The organism is Chitinophaga oryziterrae (assembly GCF_009758125.1).
Lineage (GTDB): Bacteria > Bacteroidota > Bacteroidia > Chitinophagales > Chitinophagaceae > Chitinophaga > Chitinophaga oryziterrae.
Genome location: NZ_WRXO01000001.1, coordinates 573,775 through 593,004, shown reverse-complemented (window position 1 = coordinate 593,004; position 19,230 = coordinate 573,775). Strand labels below are relative to the sequence as shown.

General features: G+C 44.3%; 14 protein-coding genes. 5 read left to right on the top strand and 9 right to left on the bottom strand.

Annotated elements, in window-relative coordinates; translation table 11 throughout:
* Positions 1 to 10 precede the first annotated feature (10 nt).
* The gene (locus GO495_RS02460) at positions 11 to 3,061 is read left to right on the top strand and encodes a TonB-dependent receptor (RefSeq protein WP_240915131.1); all 3,051 of its coding nucleotides are present in this window, start codon (positions 11 to 13) and stop codon (positions 3,059 to 3,061) included.
* On the opposite strand, the gene GO495_RS02455 is transcribed toward GO495_RS02460, so the two are convergent.
* The 3 genes from GO495_RS02455 to GO495_RS02445 form a co-directional block, all read right to left on the bottom strand.
* On the bottom strand, positions 3,062 to 4,225 hold the full coding sequence (locus GO495_RS02455) for an RsmB/NOP family class I SAM-dependent RNA methyltransferase (protein WP_157298113.1): 1,164 nt from the start codon (positions 4,223 to 4,225) through the stop codon (positions 3,062 to 3,064).
* Positions 4,226 to 4,298: 73 nt separating this feature from the next.
* The gene (gene odhB, locus GO495_RS02450) at positions 4,299 to 5,873 is read right to left on the bottom strand and encodes a 2-oxoglutarate dehydrogenase complex dihydrolipoyllysine-residue succinyltransferase (RefSeq protein ID WP_157298112.1); all 1,575 of its coding nucleotides are present in this window, start codon (positions 5,871 to 5,873) and stop codon (positions 4,299 to 4,301) included.
* A 60-nt stretch (positions 5,874 to 5,933) separates the two neighbouring features.
* Complete coding sequence (locus tag GO495_RS02445; protein WP_157298111.1) at positions 5,934 to 8,684, bottom strand: 2-oxoglutarate dehydrogenase E1 component; 2,751 nt, start codon at positions 8,682 to 8,684, stop codon at positions 5,934 to 5,936.
* A 289-nt stretch (positions 8,685 to 8,973) separates the two neighbouring features.
* Between GO495_RS02445 and rpsT the strand changes: the two genes are divergently transcribed.
* The 4 genes from rpsT to GO495_RS02425 all read left to right on the top strand — a co-directional run bounded on the left by rpsT (position 8,974) and on the right by GO495_RS02425 (position 13,462).
* Entirely contained in the window at positions 8,974 to 9,228 is a 255-nt protein-coding gene (rpsT, locus tag GO495_RS02440; protein WP_089779335.1) for a 30S ribosomal protein S20, read from the top strand.
* 408 nt (positions 9,229 to 9,636) lie between these two features.
* Entirely contained in the window at positions 9,637 to 11,364 is a 1,728-nt protein-coding gene (locus GO495_RS02435) for a M14 family metallopeptidase (RefSeq protein ID WP_157298110.1), read from the top strand.
* A 432-nt stretch (positions 11,365 to 11,796) separates the two neighbouring features.
* Positions 11,797 to 12,444: a DUF6088 family protein gene (locus GO495_RS02430; protein WP_157298109.1), complete on the top strand. Its 648-nt coding sequence runs from the start codon at positions 11,797 to 11,799 to the stop codon at positions 12,442 to 12,444.
* Positions 12,395 to 13,462: a nucleotidyl transferase AbiEii/AbiGii toxin family protein gene (locus tag GO495_RS02425; RefSeq protein ID WP_157298108.1), complete on the top strand. Its 1,068-nt coding sequence runs from the start codon at positions 12,395 to 12,397 to the stop codon at positions 13,460 to 13,462. Before GO495_RS02430 ends, GO495_RS02425 begins: the two co-directional genes overlap by 50 nt.
* Before the next feature lie 76 nt (positions 13,463 to 13,538).
* Here the strand turns inward: GO495_RS02425 and GO495_RS02420 are convergent, their stop codons facing one another.
* The 6 genes from GO495_RS02420 to darH form a co-directional block, all read right to left on the bottom strand.
* Positions 13,539 to 14,591: a beta-ketoacyl synthase chain length factor gene (locus tag GO495_RS02420; protein WP_157298107.1), complete on the bottom strand. Its 1,053-nt coding sequence runs from the start codon at positions 14,589 to 14,591 to the stop codon at positions 13,539 to 13,541.
* On the bottom strand, positions 14,581 to 15,795 hold the full coding sequence (locus GO495_RS02415) for a beta-ketoacyl-[acyl-carrier-protein] synthase family protein (RefSeq protein WP_157298106.1): 1,215 nt from the start codon (positions 15,793 to 15,795) through the stop codon (positions 14,581 to 14,583). The genes GO495_RS02420 and GO495_RS02415 overlap by 11 nt, the downstream gene beginning before the upstream one ends.
* Positions 15,796 to 15,807: 12 nt before the next feature.
* Positions 15,808 to 16,065 carry a phosphopantetheine-binding protein gene (locus GO495_RS02410; RefSeq protein WP_157298105.1) on the bottom strand — a complete coding sequence of 86 codons (258 nt, stop codon included), beginning with the start codon at positions 16,063 to 16,065 and terminating at the stop codon, positions 15,808 to 15,810.
* A 107-nt stretch (positions 16,066 to 16,172) separates the two neighbouring features.
* Complete coding sequence (locus GO495_RS02405; protein WP_157298104.1) at positions 16,173 to 17,459, bottom strand: ABC transporter permease; 1,287 nt, start codon at positions 17,457 to 17,459, stop codon at positions 16,173 to 16,175.
* Positions 17,460 to 17,472: 13 nt separating this feature from the next.
* The gene (locus GO495_RS02400; RefSeq protein WP_157298103.1) at positions 17,473 to 18,219 is read right to left on the bottom strand and encodes an ABC transporter ATP-binding protein; all 747 of its coding nucleotides are present in this window, start codon (positions 18,217 to 18,219) and stop codon (positions 17,473 to 17,475) included.
* A gap of 3 nt (positions 18,220 to 18,222) precedes the next feature.
* Positions 18,223 to 19,227, bottom strand: coding sequence for a BtrH-related acyltransferase DarH (gene darH, locus GO495_RS02395; RefSeq protein WP_157298102.1), 1,005 nt, complete (start codon positions 19,225 to 19,227; stop codon positions 18,223 to 18,225).
* Between the last annotated feature and the right edge of the window lie 3 nt (positions 19,228 to 19,230).

The window sequence follows — 19,230 nt, the reverse complement described above, 5'->3', positions numbered from 1 at the left end:
TTATGAGCATATGATCCAAAACATGCTACGGGAATGGTTTATTGTGATAAGCCTGTTGACCTGTGCAGTAAATACACTGCAGGGGCAGGACTTTGTACAACTGATTAAGAAAGATAAGATCTCAACCTCCTCTCCTGACAATAAACAGGATGACAAAGTTCCGTTGAAAAATGTACTGGCAGCATTCGAAAAAAAATACAATATCAATATCCTGTACAGGGAAAGTCTTGTTCAGAATAAAATGGTGGATGTCCTCAAAACGGACAACTACAATACTGATACGGCCCTCTATATCCTGCTTACCCCTCTTGGGCTAACATTCAAAAAAATTACGGCCACACAGATCATCATTTCAGAAACGTCCGGATCAAAAACAGGAGGAGAAAAAGGACCCGGCTACATCAATGACCAGCAAAACCTGTTAAGAGGAACGGTGAGAAATGAAAAAGGCGAACCGATGCCAAATGCATCTGTGATCATCATGGGCATCCCCAAAGGAACTGTTACAGATGCCTACGGAAATTACCGGCTATTACTTGGTAGCGGGACGCATAAAATTCTCTTCAGCAGTGTTGGATATAACAGTCACGCCACTACGGTTAAAATTGAAAATGCGGACATAAGAAGAGATATAATGCTCAACAATGCTGTGGCGGACCTAAGTGGGGTAGTAGTAACTGTCGGCAGCCGTGCATCGCAACGAACGTTTACCAATACGCCACTTCCGGTTGACAACATCAATGCTGCCGAGTTGCAGACTACCGGTCAGTTGTCATTTGATAAAGCGTTGCAGTTGCGGGCTCCTTCTTTTAATACGATTAACATGCCTGTACATGATGCCACGTCTTTGTCAGATCCCTATGAGATAAGGAATATGGGGCCCAGCCGTACACTGATATTGATAAACGGCAAACGAAAGAATGCAGGTTCGCTGGTGTATATACAGACCTCGCCGGGACGCGGTGAAACAGAAACCGATCTCTCCGCCATTCCTACCGACGCCATTAAACGGGTAGAGATCCTGCGTGACGGCGCCTCTGCCCAATATGGATCGGATGCCATTGCCGGTGTCATGAACATCATTCTTAAAGACAGGTTCGAATACACAAATTTTAAAATAGCCAGCGGCATTACGCATGAAGGCGATGGTTTTTCGCTATCCACCAGTCTTAACAGCGGCGCCAATATCGGGGCCAAAGGATTTATCAATTACACGATTAATTTTCAAAAGGAAAATAAAACAAACCGTCCCGGTACAGTAGATGCAGAACAGGATAACAAAGATCTGGGCGATGGCACTGCTGCGGGTCTTGCCCAGGTAAAAGCCTACCTCGCACGTTTCCCCGATGCCAATAATATCAACGGAACACCCATCAACAGGTCGGCAAAATTCCTGGTCAACGCCGGCATTCCTTTAAAAGACAACACCACCTTTTATGGCAACGCAGCTTACGTGTATAAAAAAATTCAAAGCTTTGCCAATTACAGGACCCCTTACTGGAAACAGGACCCCTATAATTTATTACATGCAGCCGGAACTGAGTATCTCGGTTTTGGGCCTACGTTTGCAGGAGACCTCAATGACTATAATGCAACCCTTGGCTTAAAAAGTGAGGTAGGCAGCTGGAATACTGATATCAGCCTTACAGTTGGAGGGAACAGACAATTATATTCAGTGAACAATACCTGGAACCCTTCACTGGAAGGGCAAAGCCCCGTTTCATTCAAGCCTGGTGGTTACGCTTTTAATCATGTAGTAGGAAATATTGATATTACAAGAGCGGTCAGTGACAGGTTATCCATTGGTTTTGGCTATGAATTCCGTAATGAACGCTTCCGGATCATTGAAGGAGACACGGCCTCTTCTTCCGGCATTGGTCCCATTTCCTTTTTCGGCATCAGTGCAGCGAATGCCATTAAAGCGTATCGCTTTAATATCGGCGGCTACCTTGATGTAAGCTATGATCTTTCAAAGTCGGTACTGATCAACGCAACAGCACGACAGGAATATTACAATGATTTTGGGAGTGCTTTTGTGTGGAAGGTGAGTGGCAGAACTAAATTGATGGGAGATAAACTAACCCTGCGTTCATCTCTATCCACCGGCTTCCGTGCCCCAGGCCTGCACCAGGTAAACCTGCAGATCGCACAACAGATCTTTGTTCCGGGGCATGGCATCCAGACACAAGGAGTAATAAGCAATAAAAGTGTGCAGGCCCGTTTACTGGAAGTACCCGCCCTGAAACCGGAGCGGTCGCTCAACTTTACCGCAGGATTTGGTCTGAGACCATCAAAGGACTTTAGCCTTACGCTGGATTATTACAATATTGATATCAAAGACAGGATCATCCTGAGTTCCAACATCGGGCATACTCCCGGCGGTAATACGCAACTGGACGAAGTGTTAAGTACCAATGGCATTGTTGGTGTCAGCTTTTTTACCAATGGTATAAGGACCAACACACAGGGCATTGACCTGGTGGCTAATTACAGGAACATACAGATAAATACAGGTAGCTGGCTAACGGTTAATCTTGCAGGTAATTATACTATTTCAAACAAGCTGCTTGGTATGGTCTCAAACCCGAAACTGATCGCAAATGCAGGGCAGGCTGTTTTTGACTATACACAGGAAGCGCTGTTGTTAACGAGCAGACCAAAATACAAAGCCATATTGGGTGGGGACCTTACGCTGAACAGATGGGGCTTTTTCCTGAACAATTCACTATTTGGCCCTGCCACTTTCCGCAGCGAAGGGCTGGACCGGAACATAAAACTGGTTTTCAACAGCAAAGTGGTGACAGACATCCATATAAGCTACCAGTTCAACCACCGGCTGGGTGTATCGCTGGCTGTAAACAACATTTTGAATATCCTACCTGAATATAAGCTGAAAGCATTAAATGCAGAGGGCCAGGCTGTTTTGAACGATGCAGCCCTGGTTAAAAGGAACATCAATGCCATCACCTTTAATGGCCGGTATGGCATTGTAACTTATGATGGCTCACACTTCAGTCAGTTAGGCACTACCTTCCTCGCTACATTGAATTTTAAGTTGTGATCATACTTTTGTCAGCCTCACGGCAAACATACTGTCAGCCTTCTCCTCATAGCCCGTTATCACTCCTCCCTCCTGCTTTTTCAATCCTGTCTTTTCTTCTATGTACTGTACGACCTCTTCATTCTCCTTCTTAAAAACAGAACAGGTGATGTAGATCAATGACCCTCCGGGTTTTAATAACTGCACCACATTCTCCGCGATACGCTTTTGTAAATCCTGGTAAGTATCAATGCTTTCTTCACTGAAGTAATACAGGTTCTCCGGAGAACGGCCCCAGGTGCCGGAACCGGTACAGGGGGCATCGAGTATGATCTGGTCGAATCTACGGTCAGCGACCGGGGAATTGGTGACAGGGGATGTAAGGTCCAGTATAACATCCTCATAACTGCGGATATTAGCCTCTTTAAAGCGCTGATGTAAGTTTTGAAGGATAGAGGAGCGTACGTCACTTACCAGCAGCTTTACGCCCGGTTCCTTGTCCATTAACATGATAGATTTCCCACCACTTGCGGCGCAGCAATCCCACCATGTTTCTCCTGCTTTTGCATGGAACAGATTACCCACTTTCTGAGAAGAAAGGTCCTGGATCTCATACCAGCTTTTATCAGTGATAATAGTATCTATTTTGGTACTGTTAGACAAAGCAATCGCATCATTGCTGACTGCGGTGAATGTGGTATTTGCTGCTTCCAGCAGTTTGATAACGGCTCCTTGTTTTTTATTCCTTGTACGGATAAAAAGATACGGCTGTGTGAAGAAAGAATAAGCAAATTTATCTGCATCAATATCTTCAGAAATCAAAGATAACAGCGGAAAGATATCTTTTACATCCCCATCAAATGAAAGTATAGATAACTTCTCTGCCAAAGGCAGTTGTATCTTTTCATTCCATTCCGGGCGGAAGAACTGTAACAGTTCATTGGCGGATGATTCACATAAAAAAGTACCTTTTAATATTCTCTCCGGCACGGCCCTTTCATCTTTCCACAGATGTCCCAGGCGGTAATAATGATATACCAGTTGTGATACCCAGCGACGATCGCGGCTACCCATAAAAGGACGTTGTTTAAAGAACCCTTTCAGGAAATGATGCAAAGGCAGTTCTCCGTCGTAAACGAGTATGATTTCTTCTGCAGTAGATAAGTAATTTTCCCAGCGGGTCATACTAATAAGTGATGCTAAAAGCAAAACGCCCAATGTAACATTGAGCGTTTTACATTTACTATTAAAGCAACTTTTATAATTTCAATAATGCTTTCATCGGGTCCTTACCGAACAACAGTTGTTCAGGATTTTCCAGCATTTCTTTTACACGTACCAGGAAGCTGACAGACTCACGACCATCGATAATACGGTGATCGTAACTCAGTGCTACGTACATCATCGGACGGATCACTACCTGTCCGTTCACCGCCATCGGACGCTCCTGAATTTTGTGCATACCCAGGATAGCAGACTGCGGGATGTTGATGATAGGTGTACTTAACAGGGAGCCGAACACACCACCATTGGTGATAGTGAAAGTACCGCCGGTCATTTCTTCCATTTTGAGTTTGTTGTCGCGGGCTTTGGTAGCCAGTTCAACCACCTTTTTCTCGATACCGGCCATATCCAGGCTTTCTGCATTACGTATTACCGGTACTACCAGTCCTTTCGGAGCAGATACGGCAATAGAGATATCGCAGAAATCGTGGTACACCAGTTCTTCCCCATCTATATAAGCATTCACGGAAGGGAATTCCTGTAAACCAAAGCAGCAGGCCTTGGTAAAGAAGCTCATAAAGCCCAGGTTCACTTCGTGTTGTTTCTTGAATACTTCTTTGTATTTAGCACGCAGTTCCATGATGGCAGTCATGTCCACCTCGTTGAAGGTAGTGAGCATAGCCGTTGTATTCTTGGCTTCCACCAGGCGGCGGGAAACAGTCTTACGCAGGTTGCTCATTTTCTCACGACGTTCTGTACGGCCAAACAATTCCTGACCGATAGCCACGCCCGGGTTCTGCAATGCCGCGAATACATCATCTTTCAGGATCTTGCCATGAGCACCGGTACCTTTAATAGAGGACGGATCAACGTGTTTGTCGGCAATAACGGCCGCCGCTACAGGAGTAGCTTTGATATCGTTAGGGATAGCCGTAACCGGGGCCTGTTGTACCTGTGGCTGAGGAGCAGCTTCCGCTTTAGGGGCAGCCACTGCCGCAGCAGGTTGCGCTTTACCCGCAGGACGGGCAGCACTGGTATCTATTTTACAGGCGACATCGCCTATTTTTAATACGTCTCCTTCTTTAGCAAGGGTTTGTAACACACCTGCTTCTTCTGCATTCAGTTCGAAGGTGGCCTTTTCAGATTCCAGTTCACAGATCACTTCATCACGCTCTACGTAGTCACCATTGTTTTTGATCCATTTGATCAAAGTCACTTCACTGATAGACTCTCCCACAGTAGGCACTTTCATCTCTATTGTTCCTTTGTTGGGAGCAGGAGCAGCGGCTGGTGCAGGTTCCGCAACAGGTGCCGGAGCAGCAGTTGCTGGTTGAGCGGCCGGTGCCGGGCTACTGGTGGCTGCAGGTGCTGCAGCATCAGTGTCAATAGTACAAGCCACATCGCCTACTTTCAAAGTAGCGCCTTCAGGGGCCGCAATTCTCAGGATACCCGCCTTCTCTGCATTCAGTTCAAAGGTGGCTTTTTCAGATTCCAGTTCACAGATCACTTCATCCTGCTGCACATAATCTCCGTCTTTCTTCAACCACTTTGCAATTGTTACCTCGCTAATAGATTCTCCTACCGTAGGAACTTTGATTTCGATAGCCATATTTCTAATTTCTGTGTGCAATGTTAAAAAGTGAAATCATCCTTCACTTTTGTTCCTTTCTTAAATGTTAAAAGCTGTTTCAATGATCTCCAGCTGCTCACGTCCGTGAACCTTTGCATACCCTGTAGCCGTAGCTGCACTTGGATTACGGCTGATTACACCATAATTGATCTGCTTTAAGTTCATCTGAAGGTAAGACGCTGCGCCCATATTTAAAGGTTCTTCCTGAACCCAGAACCAGGTAGCAGCTTTATATTTCTGATTCAGCGCCTCCAATTGTTGTACAGGTAAAGGATATAATTGTTCCAGTCTTACGATCGCCACATCTTTCCTGTTATCCTTCAGTTGTTTCTCACTCAGGTCAAAATACATTTTACCGGTACATAACAATACTTTCTTCACTTTTGAGGCATCCTCTACAAATTCATCATCCAGTACTTCTTTAAATCCTCCTTCTGTGAAAGCAGATAAAGGAGAGTAAGAACCGATATGACGTAAGTTAGCTTTTGGAGCAAAGTTCACCAGCGGTTTGCGGAACGGCCAGGTTAACTGACGGCGCAACGCGTGGAAGAAGTTGGCAGAAGTAGTGATATTGGTAACAATGATGTTCAGTTCAGCACATGCCTGTAAGAATCTTTCAGGACGGGCATTGGAGTGGTCTGGTCCGCCCCCTTCATACCCATGTGGCAATAACATTACCAGCCCGTTTTGTGTCGCCCATTTCTGTTCTGCACTGGTCACGTACTGGTCTATTACTGTTTGCGCACCGTTGGCAAAGTCGCCGTACTGCGCTTCCCACAACACCAGGGTGTTGGGATTGGCCATTGCGTAGCCGTATTCAAAACCCAGTACTGCAAACTCGCTCAGTAAAGAGTTATAGATGCGGAACTGGCCTTGTTTTTCCTGTAAGTTGCCTAATCTGTTATAGGTAGCGTTCGTATTTTCATCGAACAGGATGGCGTGACGGTGAGAGAAAGTACCTCTCTTCACGTCTTCCCCGCTCATACGAACGTCTTTACCTTCTGTTAATAAAGTAGCATAAGCCAGGAGTTCACCGGTAGCCCAGTCGATCTTGCCTTCTGCTTCGAATAACTTGATCTTTTCCTGGAGCAGTTTCTCTACTTTACGTAAAGGCACGAATTCCTTCGGCCATTGGGTGAGGGCGCCAAACAGGCGTTTGATATCCTCTTCTTTTACGGCAGTAACAGGGGATTTTTCGAAATCCTCTGATTTGGATTTACGGAGGGAAGCCCACCATTCTTCCGGTTTCTGGTAAGTATAAGGAAGCGGGTGCTGCCTTACATCGTCCAGGCGTTCCTGGAGATCTGCCCAGAAACTCTTCTCCATTTCCTTGGCCATTTCCTGTGCAGCGGTCTCACCGTTGTTCAGCAGGTACTGGGTGTATACTTCCCTTGGATTAGGATGTTTATCTATCAGTGCGTACAGGCTTGGCTGGGTGAACTTAGGTTCATCACCTTCGTTATGGCCATGTCTGCGGTAGCATAGTAAGTCGATGAATATATCTGAATTGAACTCCTGACGGTAGCGGGTAGCTATCTCAGCCACTTTCACCACTGCTTCTGCATCATCTCCATTTACATGGAATACAGGAGCCTGTACGGTAGAAGCGATAGAAGTACAGTAGTCGGAAGAACGGGCATCGTCGAAGTCGGTGGTAAAGCCTATCTGGTTATTGATAACCAGGTGCATGGTACCGCCGGTGTAGTAACCTTTGAGGTTACTCATCTGCAGCAGTTCGTAGATCACACCCTGACCGGCAACCGCGGCATCACCGTGGATGAGGATAGGAAGGATCTTATCGTAGTCGCTGTTGTAGATGACGTCTGCCTTGCTGCGGGCGTAACCGGTCACCAGGGGATCTACCACTTCCAGGTGGGAAGGGTTAGGGATCAGCTGGAGATTCACTTTGTTACCGGCAGGGGTTTCTACGATAGAGTGGAAACCCAGGTGATATTTAACGTCACCGCTACCCATGGTAAGGTCTGGTACGGCATGACCTTCAAATTCGTTGAAGATCTGCTCATACGTTTTACCAAGGATATTTGCCAGTACGCTCAGACGGCCACGGTGAGCCATCCCGATAACCGCTTCCTGAACGCCTGCGCCGGCAGCGGTATTGATGATAGCATCCAGGGCAGGGATGGTGTTTTCACCACCTTCCAGTCCGAATCTTTTCTGACCTATATATTTAGTGTGGAGGAATCTTTCGAACATAACACCCTGGTTCAGTTTCAGCAGGATGCGCTTACGTTGTTCCAGGCTGAGTGGTTTCTGGAAAGTGGTTTCCATTTCACGTTGCAGCCATTCCACCTTCTTAGCGTCGTTAATATAGGTGAATTCGAGTCCTACAGGACCTGTATACACTGTTTTAACGCGGTTTACGATGTTTTCCAGGCTGGTCTTTCCAAGACCCAGTACCTGGCCGGCATAAAATTCGGTTTTGAGGTCGGCCTCAGATAAACCATAAAAAGAGATATCCAGGTTGGCTTGTCTGTCCTTCCTTTCACGGATAGGATTAGTTTTAGAGATCAGGTGGCCCTTTTTACGGTAAGCCTGTATCAACCGGTAAACATTCAGCTCCTTTGTTAACTGATCACTGCTCACTGGTAGCCCGGCCCCGGCTGCTGCCGGTGCCCCTGCCTTTCCATTAACGTTGTTTACCGCAAAGTCAAACCCTTCAAAAAACTTGCCCCATTCAGGGTCTACTGCCCCAGGGTCTTTACGGTAATCCTGGTATAAAGATTCTATGTAGGCAGGATGTGAGTTGGTAACAAATGAGAAGTCCTTCATTTACAACGAGTTTTGCTAAAGCTTCGATTCAAATTGCTATTCTGATGAATGGCCCCCACAATATAATATATGGGATTGCAAATATCGTTCGTTTTTTGATAAAGGAGAAGAGGAAAAAAGGATTTCATAGGTTGAATTTGTTAATATATGTTTAGTTGATTGTTAGCAATACACTTAAAGGAGTTTTTGATTACATTTGTGCTTTAGGCAAAATGGGATTATTTCGGAATTTTTTGTTTTCTAAGAAAGTAATAGTTACCTTTGCCGTCCGAAACTTGAAATTACAAAAATGGCAAACCATAAAGCAACGAAAAAAGACGTCCGTCAAAGCAACAAACGGAATGAGCGTAACCGTTACCACGGTAAAACTACCCGTAACGCGATCCGTGATCTGAAGAAATTGACTGAGAAGGCGGCTGCTGACGAGAAGTTGACTGACGTGATCTCTATGATTGACAAGTTGGCTAAACGCAATATCATTCACAAGAATAAAGCAGCCAACCTGAAAAGCAAACTCACTAAGAAAGTGAATGCTATCGCTTAAGCAGCTTTTGAATTAAAATATTTGATGCAATTGCTCTTCCTGTAACTGGGAAGGGCTTTTTGTTTTACCTATGTTAATAGGTTTGAATGTTATGACAACATAGATTGCCAGATGTTATTGATAAATACACTACATCTGACTGTTTAGTTCTCTGATTTAGCTTTGGAATATGGGCTCAGGATTTGTTTTTCAATTTAACTTCACCTAATATTCACGTCAGATAAGGTGTATTTATCAATAACATCTGACACGAAGATTACGTAATCAAACTGAGGCACTACCCTAACGGAGCTTATTGTGTCCTATTATTCGTTCTCTACAAACACGAGGCTCCTACAGCGCCCGGTTATGAGATTACAATATGCCAAAATCTTAGTCGCTCATTTCTTTGTTTATCTATTTTCCTCTATGAAACAGCTTATAAAGATAACTCTGCTGGTTTTGCTATGCTCTCCCGCTCTTGCACAGGACCTTACTACCCGGTATGAAAAGACGCAGGGGAAAGAAACCGTTACCTACACTGAATGCATTGCCTATTATCGTCTGTTAGTAAAGAAATTCCCTCAGATTCATATGTTGAAGATCGGGAATACTGATAGTGGCTATCCGCTTAATCTTGTGGTGTATTCTCCTTCCAAAGATTTTAATTTCACCAGCCTTCGCAGTAAAAATAAACGCATCATCCTCATCAATAACGGGATTCATCCTGGTGAGCCGGATGGTATCGATGCCAGTATGATGCTCTTACGCGATCTTGCACTTGGCAAAAAGAAGTTACCGGACAATGTTGTGCTGGCCGTTATTCCATTGTATAATATTGGTGGTGCATTAAACCGTAGTACGGATTTCAGGGTAGATCAGAATGGTCCGGATGCTTTTGGCTCCCGTGGCAATGCGAGGAATCTTGATCTTAACAGGGATTTTATTAAGGCAGACTCCAGGAACGCACGTGCTTTCCAGCAGATTTACCAGTTAACGGACCCGGATGTATTTATTGATAATCATGTGAGCAATGGCGCTGATTATCAGCATATCATGACCCTGTTATCTACTGAATATACCAAACTGGGCGGCCCAATGGGCGCCTTTCTGCATTCCACATTTGAGCCAGGTTTGTATAAACTGATGAAGACGAAAGGATATGATATCGTTCCTTATGTGGATTTTGAAGGAGAAACACCTGAGAGCGGCTGGATGACATTTGATGATAGTCCCCGGTTTTCCAGTGGGTATACTACCCTCTTCCATACTTTTGGATTTGTTCCTGAAACTCATATGCTGAAAGCATATCCTTTACGGGTACAGGCTACTTATGCGCTGATGGAATCTTTTATACAGTTTGTAAGCGAACATAGTGAAGAAATTAAATCGTTACGTGCGCAAACCAAAGAGCAAGTGAAAACACAGGCTACTTTTCCGCTGGCCTGGAACCTGGATACAACCCGCTATAGCTATCTGACTTTTTCCGGCTTTGAGGCAGAGCATCATCCCAGCGCCGTTTCCGGTTTACCTCGTTTGTATTATAACCGTTCAAGACCTTATACCCGTCAGGTAAAGTTTTATAATTACATGATTCCGGGGAATTTTGTGCAAAAACCAAGTGCTTATATTATCCCGCAGGGATGGTGGACCGTACTGGATATCCTGAAGAATAATAAAGTGGTGATGATACCGCTCTCCCATGATACTACCATCTTTGTAGAGACTTATCATATAGCTGATTTTAAAACGGCGCTTCGTCCTTATGAAGGACATTATCTGCATAATAGTGTGCAGGTGAATACCAGCGCTGATAGTATCCATTTTAGAAAAGGGGATTATTATATTCCTTTGAACCAGGTGGCGAACAGGTATTTAATAGAGACTTTAGAACCTACCGGTGGAGATTCTTTCTTTGCCTGGAATTTCTTTGATGCGATATTAGGCAGAAAAGAAGGGTATTCTGCTTATGTGTTTGAAGATGTGGCTGCGGAGTATTTATCTACTCATCCTTCTTTACAACAAGCATTAAAAGATAAGAGAGCAAGTGATAGCACGTTTGCTAAAAGTGCAGATGCACAGTTAAGATTTGTATATGAACATTCTGTTTATGCAGAACCAGGATATTTACGATACCCGGTTTTCAGGGTGAAATGATCTTCAATTTGTAATAAACTTATATCATAAAAACACAATAGGCTCATAACGCAGCCAATTGTGTTTTATTCAAATGGAGTGAGGGAATATCGAAGTGGTTTGTGGAAGATTTTGTGTGATTATGCACACATTAAATCTTGTAAAGAGATATCCACTCTAGTTCTCTCAGTACTCATTGTCAACACTGGCCATAACAATTACACAACCCAATTGGGTTAAAATCAGTATTTTTCACCTATTTAGCTAATTTGACTTTTCAAATATCAACTAATTAACTAATTAACAGTTAAAAATAATTTACTTATTTAGTTACTATTAAAAATTACAAATGAATTCTTGTTACCAATTTGAGGAAATTAGTAACAAATTTGTTACTAATTTGAGGATTCCAGTAACGAAACTAACCGCATTTAGCCTTATCTTTGTATCGGCATGAGTATACAAGACCATATAGAAAAAAAATTGCGGCATTATAAGAAAGGTACCATTGTTATCCCCGAAGATTTCAGGGGGATAGGTACGGCTGCGGCTATTAAAATGTCTTTGTCTCGCTTAGTCCAAAAAGAAAAAATTAAGCGCCTAGCTCATGGCATTTATTATATACCTAAAAAAGATCCATTATTTGGTGAAGTATATCCTTCCATTGAAAAAATTGCCATCACGATTGCTCAAAAGCATAAAGTAAGAATAAAACCTACTGGTGCTAAAGCCTTACATCAACTTGGACTTACGACTCAAGTTCCCACCAAACTTGTATATCTAACTGACGGAGAACGACGCCAAATCAGAATCGGCAAAACCCTTATCCAATTTAAACCTACTACTCCTAAAAAAATGTCATTGATGGGGCCATTGAGCACACTTGTCATATTAGGGTTGGATGATATTGGAACGCTTCATCTGGATGCAGAAATGAGAAAAAAAATCAAGACAGTGTTACTTACAGAGGACCCAGTGCTACTTAAAAAGGACCTAAGTATAGCACCAGCTCATATTTATGATTTTTTAATAACACTTCTAAACTCAGACAATGATAGGATGGCTTCAACTAACTCCGGAGCAAAGACGCATCGCAATTAACCAGGCAGCAATTCAAAGTGGCATTACGGCAAAAGCCATTGAAAAAGATTGGTGGGTCACATTGGTGTTGAAAGCATTATTTGAACTCCCCATATCATCTCACTTTGTATTTAAAGGAGGCACCTGTTTAAGTAAAGGGTTTAAACTCATACAACGTTTTTCGGAAGACATTGATATATCACTAGATCCACAAGCATTGGATCAGGAATATACAGTACAACCTTCAAAAACCTTTGTCAAACGATTGAAAAAACTAGGCTGTAGGTTTACAACCAACGAAATTCAACCAGCTTTGCGTCAACAACTGGCTTCTTACGGTGTAGGTGCCGATCTCGTAACAATTACCGCCAAACCTATCCCTGAAAAGATGCCTGATACTGACCCACAAACACTGTTTGTAAAATATCAGTCACTATATCTTGCCAATCCCTATCTGGCGGACGAAGTAAAAGTTGAATTTAGCATTAGGTCTTTACATGAACCAACGGAGCCAGTTGTTATTTCGTCCCTGTTATGGGAACACTTTTCCAACAACGCCTATCAAGAGACACCTTTTACTATCACTGCCGCCCACCCTCTTAAGACCTTAATGGAAAAAATATTTTTATTGCATGAAAAGTTTATAGCCTTAGGAGACAATCCCGAACAAACAGATCCTGCTTTGGCAGAAAGACAATCCAGACATTTGGGAGATATCATTTCATTAAGCCGGCAGGGATATGGAGAGCAGCTTTTACAAAATCCAACGTTATATCAACAAATAGTTGAACACCGTAGACATTGGATCTCTTACAGAGGACTAGAATATGATACTCTTTATCCAGCCTCTGTTTCTTTTTTACCACCACCCTCCTTACTAGAGAGATATAGATCAGATTACACTGTAATGCGCACTGAAATGATCTACGGTGAGTCGTTAGATTTTGATGAAATTCTTGAAGAAATTGCAGAACTTAATAAACGTATTGCTCAAATGGCCTTACAAGCACCAGCAAAACAACTACCTGCTGATAACTAATCTAAAACGGAATAATATGCTACCCGTATGAGGCGGATATGTACCTAAAAGTTTAGCCATAGCGGAGCTTTCTTGTTTATATACCCTTTAGCAACATGAACACATGTTGCTCTCCAAAGAAGTTATTGTAGATGAGAATATTACGCAGCTTCGCTGGTGTCTGATGCTGCATAGGGAACCACTGCAGCGGTAACTGTTGTGTTTTCAGCAACTGCGCTCCCAGCCATAAAGCAAAAGCGCCGGCAGTATCATATTCCCCGCACAGGTGTTTGAATGGTAATTGTGGTATACCGGATAACTGCTGATCTACTACCTGGTAGTATCGGTCGTAATTAATATCTGCATTACGGCCGGTCAATACCATATCAATCTCTTCATGGGATTGAAGGAAAGTTTGTAAAGAAGCCGCCAGTTTTTCCTGACTTGGTTTGTACAACATTTTCAATCCGGCCAGCTCTGCATAAGTGTTAGCTGTAGCTTCCGGGCCTAATACAAAAAACGCAGCACCTTCTCCTGAGATAGTGCCCGGGGAAAAATGCTGGTATAAAGTATCGTTAGAGATATCCTCTGACTTCCACTGCCCTACGCGGCTTTTAATATAAAAATGCTCTGCTGTAATTTCTTCAAAAGCACCAGCTAGTACATTCTCCTTTCCCTCATGTAGTAACAGCATACTATCCAGCAGCGCGTTCTCAAAAGAAAAACCACGATGCACAAAGGTGTTATTATACTGAGTACACTTCTGCTGTAAGGCTATCAGGCCATTCACTGCATTATAGGTAGATTGTATAAACGGAGTGGGATTGAGTGCAGTCTCCTTATAATCAAGGATCTCCTTAATAAATTTCTCGGTATCCTGTAAGCTGCCTTTGCCTGTACCGGTAACAATAGCCCCGGGCGTTTCAATACCACTGTCCTGTAAACAACGCAGTGCAGTAGTCAGCCCAATCTTTAAAATGCGGCTCATACGGCGCAGACTATTGCCGGGAATAAAGGCTTTATAATCCGGTTCCACGCAGGAAAGCATATTGCCGCTGCTGATCACCATAGGCTGCACAGAAAGATCTCCCTCAAACGTATGCTGAGGAGAGATAGCCGCCATACCTTGTATGTAACATTTACCCTTCATATTTGCTGATCATCAGGGAGGCATTATTACCCCCGAAACCGAATGAATTTGAAATAACATGGTGTACAGGATATCCTTCCTTCAACTGTGTTTCCGGAGTGATATACAATTCCTCCATCCCTTCTGTAAAATTGAGATTGGGAAACACCAGTTCGTTTTGAATAGCCAGTACAGAATAAATAGCTTCTATCGCTCCTGCTGCAGCCAGTGTATGCCCTGTGAAAGGCTTGGTACTGCTGAATGGCGGGACCGTAGTGCCAAACAAACGCTGCAATGCTTTCCCCTCGGACACATCATTGCTGAGTGTGGCCGTACCATGCACATTCACATACTGCACATCTGCAATCGTACGTCCGCTCATCGCCAGCGCATCCCGCATCGCGGCAAAAGCGCCATCTCCTTCCGGAGAGGGTGACGTAGGGTGAAAAGCCTCGTTGGTATTCGCATACCCGCTCAGCTCCGCTATCACTTTACTATTATTCTCTCTTACTAAAGACTCACTTTCCAGCACCATATAAGCAGCGCCTTCTCCGAGATTTAACCCGTTACGTTGCTGATCAAAAGGCCGGCAGGGCCGCTTGTCTATATTCTTGAGTGAATTAAAACCATTTAGCGTAAACCGCGTGAGCGCTTCCGTTCCTCCGCAGATGACCCTGCGTGTAAGTCCGGCCCTGATAAGACGGGCGCCATACATCAGTGCATTGGCAGAAGAAGAACAGGCCGTACTGATAGTGGCAATATGTTCTGTAATACCTACTGTATCAGCAATCCGCTGTGTACAGTCCGCACAATCAAGGGTATCAATAAATTTGAGGAAGTCGCCCGTTTTCTCCGGGTCTACGATATCGAAATAAACGTTTTCGGTATCACACATACCACCAACGGTAGATGCATTGATAAAGCCGGTAGGCTCCTGCTGCACGTCGGTGATACCTGCCTGTGCCAGCGCTTCACGCATGGCGATCAGTCCCAGTAAAGTGGTACGGGTATAACCGTCAATACCGGCTACACCAGCCATTTCACTGAGCTGTTGAGTAGTATATTTTACTTCCGCTACCGGGAGTATCGTTTTGTAAATGGTATCGAGGTGGCTGGTAAAACCCAGTCCACTCTGCTGTGAGCGCAGGCTGCGAAGGTTCCCTGCTACATCATCACCAATGGCGGTAATCATCCCCATTCCTGTTATAAACACACGTTCCGCCATACCAGGTTATTCTTATGCAGGTTGTTTAGATTTGATAAATTCTGCCATGGATTGTACTGACTGCAATATCTTACGGCCTTCACGGGGATCTTCCACTTTAATATGATAAGATCTTTCCAGTAATACCATTAATTCCAGGGAATCAATACTATCCAGACCAAGACCTTCTCCAAACAATGGCGCATCGTCTTTAATGTCTTCCGGACGGGTATCCTGCAGATTCAAAGCTTCGATGATCTGTTCTTTCAATTTCTGTTTTAATTCTTCCATATGTGTGTTGTAGGTTTATACTCTCCTTTGTTTATCCAAGAAAGCAAAGCCTGCCTTTTTGTGGCCAAACGGTCATAAAAATACAGTTTTACCTTCAATAGTCAATATCAGCTGATCCTTCTTTTCTCTATCCCTGCTGCTATACATAGCATCACAGCGGCACATACTACCAGCTTACTTACATCTGCGAGGATATGTTCCAGCCCCATATTGCGCAGATAGATATTATTAATAGCATCCAGTCCCCAGCTTAACGGCGACAGATGCCCTATATACTGCAATGTTGGCGGCATGATCTCCAATGGTATCCAGATACCGCCAATGGCAGACAGGATGACGATGGAGATAGCCCCGAAATTCAATGCCTGGTTGGGCGTTTTGAATACAGTACCTACCAGTATGCCGTATGCCGTGGCTGCCAGTCCTATGCAGGCAGCTACTATGAAAGTAGCCACATGACTATGTCCCAGTAATAGTTCAGGCAAGCCAAACAGCGGTAACAGGTAAATGCCCACCAGGATCATCAGGTAAAACTGTACCACGCAAACGCCTACAAAGAACAACATCTTGCCCGCCAGTATAGCGAGATAAGAACCTGGTATCAGTTTCATTCTCAACAAGCTACCGTCCTCTCTTTCACGGATCATATTCCCTCCAATCGGTATCACTATAAAGAACATCGCAAAAATGCTCCATGCCGGTACATTATGCTGAACAGAATTAGAGATCACATCTACCTGTTTTGATTCACCGGCAAACTGCTCTTTCAATCCTACAGCCTTTAACTGTATCTGCATGGTATCCGTTTCCTGAACGTCCTTTCTCTTTAACTGTTGTTTTATACGGTCCATCAGCAGATCTGTTTCCACCTGCGTAAGGAAATTATCCAATGCCTGGTGAATAGCGCTTTTGAACGCTTTTTTGGCTGCAGGATCAAAATAGACCGTTACATGTAACGAATCCGTACGTGTACTTACCGGTAGTGCAATTGACATGCCCATTCTGTGGGAAATGTCGTTCACTATTTTGTTAGCATTGCTTACAATAGCGCCGGTAGCCCCCTGCGGGATGATGATACAGATTTTGTAGTCGCCGGCATTCACCATTTCTTTGGCTGCCTGTTCTGTAACAGGATGGCCTTTCACGGAATCAACAATGTTGAACTGTCCGCTGGATTGCAATCCGTCCTGGATATATCTTCCTAAACGTCCATGATCATTATCTACGGTAAGAATATCAAACTTTACTTCCTGGTAATCCCTGAACGGTGCATCTTCTATCAGCGCCATCACGGTGATCAGCACCAGCGGCATTGCAAACAGCAGGGTGATCCCTGTTCTGTCGCGCAGTAACAACAGCCATTCTTTCCTTATGGTAGCCAGTAATCTTAACATGAATATTTTATAATTAATCCCTCACCGCATAACCGGTATAATGCAAAAACACATCTTCCAGGTTGCGACAATTGCTGTGTTTAGCAATCAGTGCATCCGGAGTACCCTGTACGATCAACCGGCCCTCATCGATGATGGCTACCTCACTGCAGATGGTCTGCGCTTCTTCCAGTAAATGTGATGTGTATACAATGCTCACCCCCTGCTTGTTGTATTCCCGCAGGAATTGCAGGATCATGCTGCGCGACTGTACATCCACACCGGCAGTAGGCTCATCCAGGATCAGCAATTGTGGCTGATGCAGGATGGCTGCTATAATATTTGTACGGCGTTTCATTCCTCCGGAAAAGCGGTGCACTTCTTTGTTACCGTTCTTTTCCAGTCCGAATAGCTGTAAGTATTCATCTATGCGGGACCGCAGTCCTTTTCCTTTTAATCCGTAGAGGTTGCCGAAATAAACGAGGTTTTCTATAGCGGTGAGTTCCGGGAATAAAGCGATCTGCTGTGGCACTACGCCTACCAGTCGTTTAATCTCTTCCCGGTGAGCGGCGTCCTGCGGCATATCAAATATTTTCACCTGCCCGCTGTCCGCTTTTACCAGTCCGCATAAAATAGAGATCGTCGTCGTTTTCCCTGCACCGTTAGGCCCTAACAATCCTACAATAGCATCCTTCTGAAAGCTAAAGGACAGTCCTCTGAGAGAAGGTTCCAACGCACCTTTGTATGTTTTATGCAGGTCCTTTACCGCGATGCTCGTCATTCTTTATAATTTTACTTTGGACAGGCGTTTGAACACCAGTTCTTCTTCCGCGGCACATTGCATCAGCATTTCACTCAGTTCTCCATAGGACACGTTATTCACGGCCCTGTTCTTGCATACCCTGCCGGCGTTGAAGGCAAAGTTGCGCCAGAGGTCTCCCACACGGGTAAGGTCCTGTGACAATACCCCCAGTTCCTCCTTCTGTAGCAGGTTAGCAGCTTCCTGTAAGAAAGCAGCATACATGAAACGGAATCCGGCGCCACCGGTACCTATTTCTTCCTGCATCCTGATGATATTTCCCAGGTATAGCACGGCTTTGCGTTCTCCTACTTTTTCAGGGTAATGCTTTAAACGTTTGGCAAGGTAGCGGATACCACTAACGCCAAACATAGGCAGGCGCAGTTTTAGCATATAATGACAAGACTGATCGATCCCTTCTTTAATAGGTTTCTGTAAGGATACCTGTTCGGGAACGCTCAGCGCATAATACATTTTACCTTTAGGAGCCGGAAAACCTTTCGCAAAGCGGGCTTCTGCCAGGCTTTTGGGGTCTATTTCCGTGATGTGGTCCATTACCGGATCACTGATCTGGTAGTTGTCCCCGCTCTTGCCAAATGCCAGAATATTATGAGCGTTGAAATGGAAACGGTAAGCAGCAGGTAAGTAGGGCAGGTAGTACACGCTGGATAACATGCCTACCGGTGTACCTTTTTCCAGTATACGGTCCAGCTCCAGCATGGCTTTTTCCGGTGTAGAGAAATTCTGCGACTGCATTTTAACTCCCAGGCGTTTACATACGCGCTGGAAGATAGCGCCCGGCCATATGCGGTAGGTAGTACCGGGAACACCGTTTACCTTCAGAAAAGGTAAATGCCCGAAGAAGATACCTGCACCAATACCGAAGGCCATTGGTTCGCTGATATGTAAGCCATAGTGACGGAAAATGTTTGAAATAACTCCGCTTTCACAATGCGCAGTTTGCACATGACTGAACTGTATATCGCTCATAAT

Coding starts and splice junctions, on each gene's coding strand:
- GO495_RS02420 (WP_157298107.1), bottom strand. CDS start 14,591: ATGAAGGGTAAATGTTACATACAAGGTATGGCGGCTATCTCTCCTCAG.
- GO495_RS02460 (WP_240915131.1), top strand. CDS start 11: ATGATCCAAAACATGCTACGGGAATGGTTTATTGTGATAAGCCTGTTG.
- odhB (WP_157298112.1), bottom strand. CDS start 5,873: ATGGCTATCGAAATCAAAGTTCCTACGGTAGGAGAATCTATTAGCGAG.
- GO495_RS02415 (WP_157298106.1), bottom strand. CDS start 15,795: ATGGCGGAACGTGTGTTTATAACAGGAATGGGGATGATTACCGCCATT.
- GO495_RS02410 (WP_157298105.1), bottom strand. CDS start 16,065: ATGGAAGAATTAAAACAGAAATTGAAAGAACAGATCATCGAAGCTTTG.
- GO495_RS02430 (WP_157298109.1), top strand. CDS start 11,797: ATGAGTATACAAGACCATATAGAAAAAAAATTGCGGCATTATAAGAAA.
- darH (WP_157298102.1), bottom strand. CDS start 19,227: ATGAGCGATATACAGTTCAGTCATGTGCAAACTGCGCATTGTGAAAGC.
- GO495_RS02455 (WP_157298113.1), bottom strand. CDS start 4,225: ATGACCCGCTGGGAAAATTACTTATCTACTGCAGAAGAAATCATACTC.
- rpsT (WP_089779335.1), top strand. CDS start 8,974: ATGGCAAACCATAAAGCAACGAAAAAAGACGTCCGTCAAAGCAACAAA.
- GO495_RS02445 (WP_157298111.1), bottom strand. CDS start 8,684: ATGAAGGACTTCTCATTTGTTACCAACTCACATCCTGCCTACATAGAA.
- GO495_RS02400 (WP_157298103.1), bottom strand. CDS start 18,219: ATGACGAGCATCGCGGTAAAGGACCTGCATAAAACATACAAAGGTGCG.
- GO495_RS02405 (WP_157298104.1), bottom strand. CDS start 17,459: ATGTTAAGATTACTGGCTACCATAAGGAAAGAATGGCTGTTGTTACTG.
- GO495_RS02435 (WP_157298110.1), top strand. CDS start 9,637: ATGAAACAGCTTATAAAGATAACTCTGCTGGTTTTGCTATGCTCTCCC.
- GO495_RS02425 (WP_157298108.1), top strand. CDS start 12,395: ATGATAGGATGGCTTCAACTAACTCCGGAGCAAAGACGCATCGCAATT.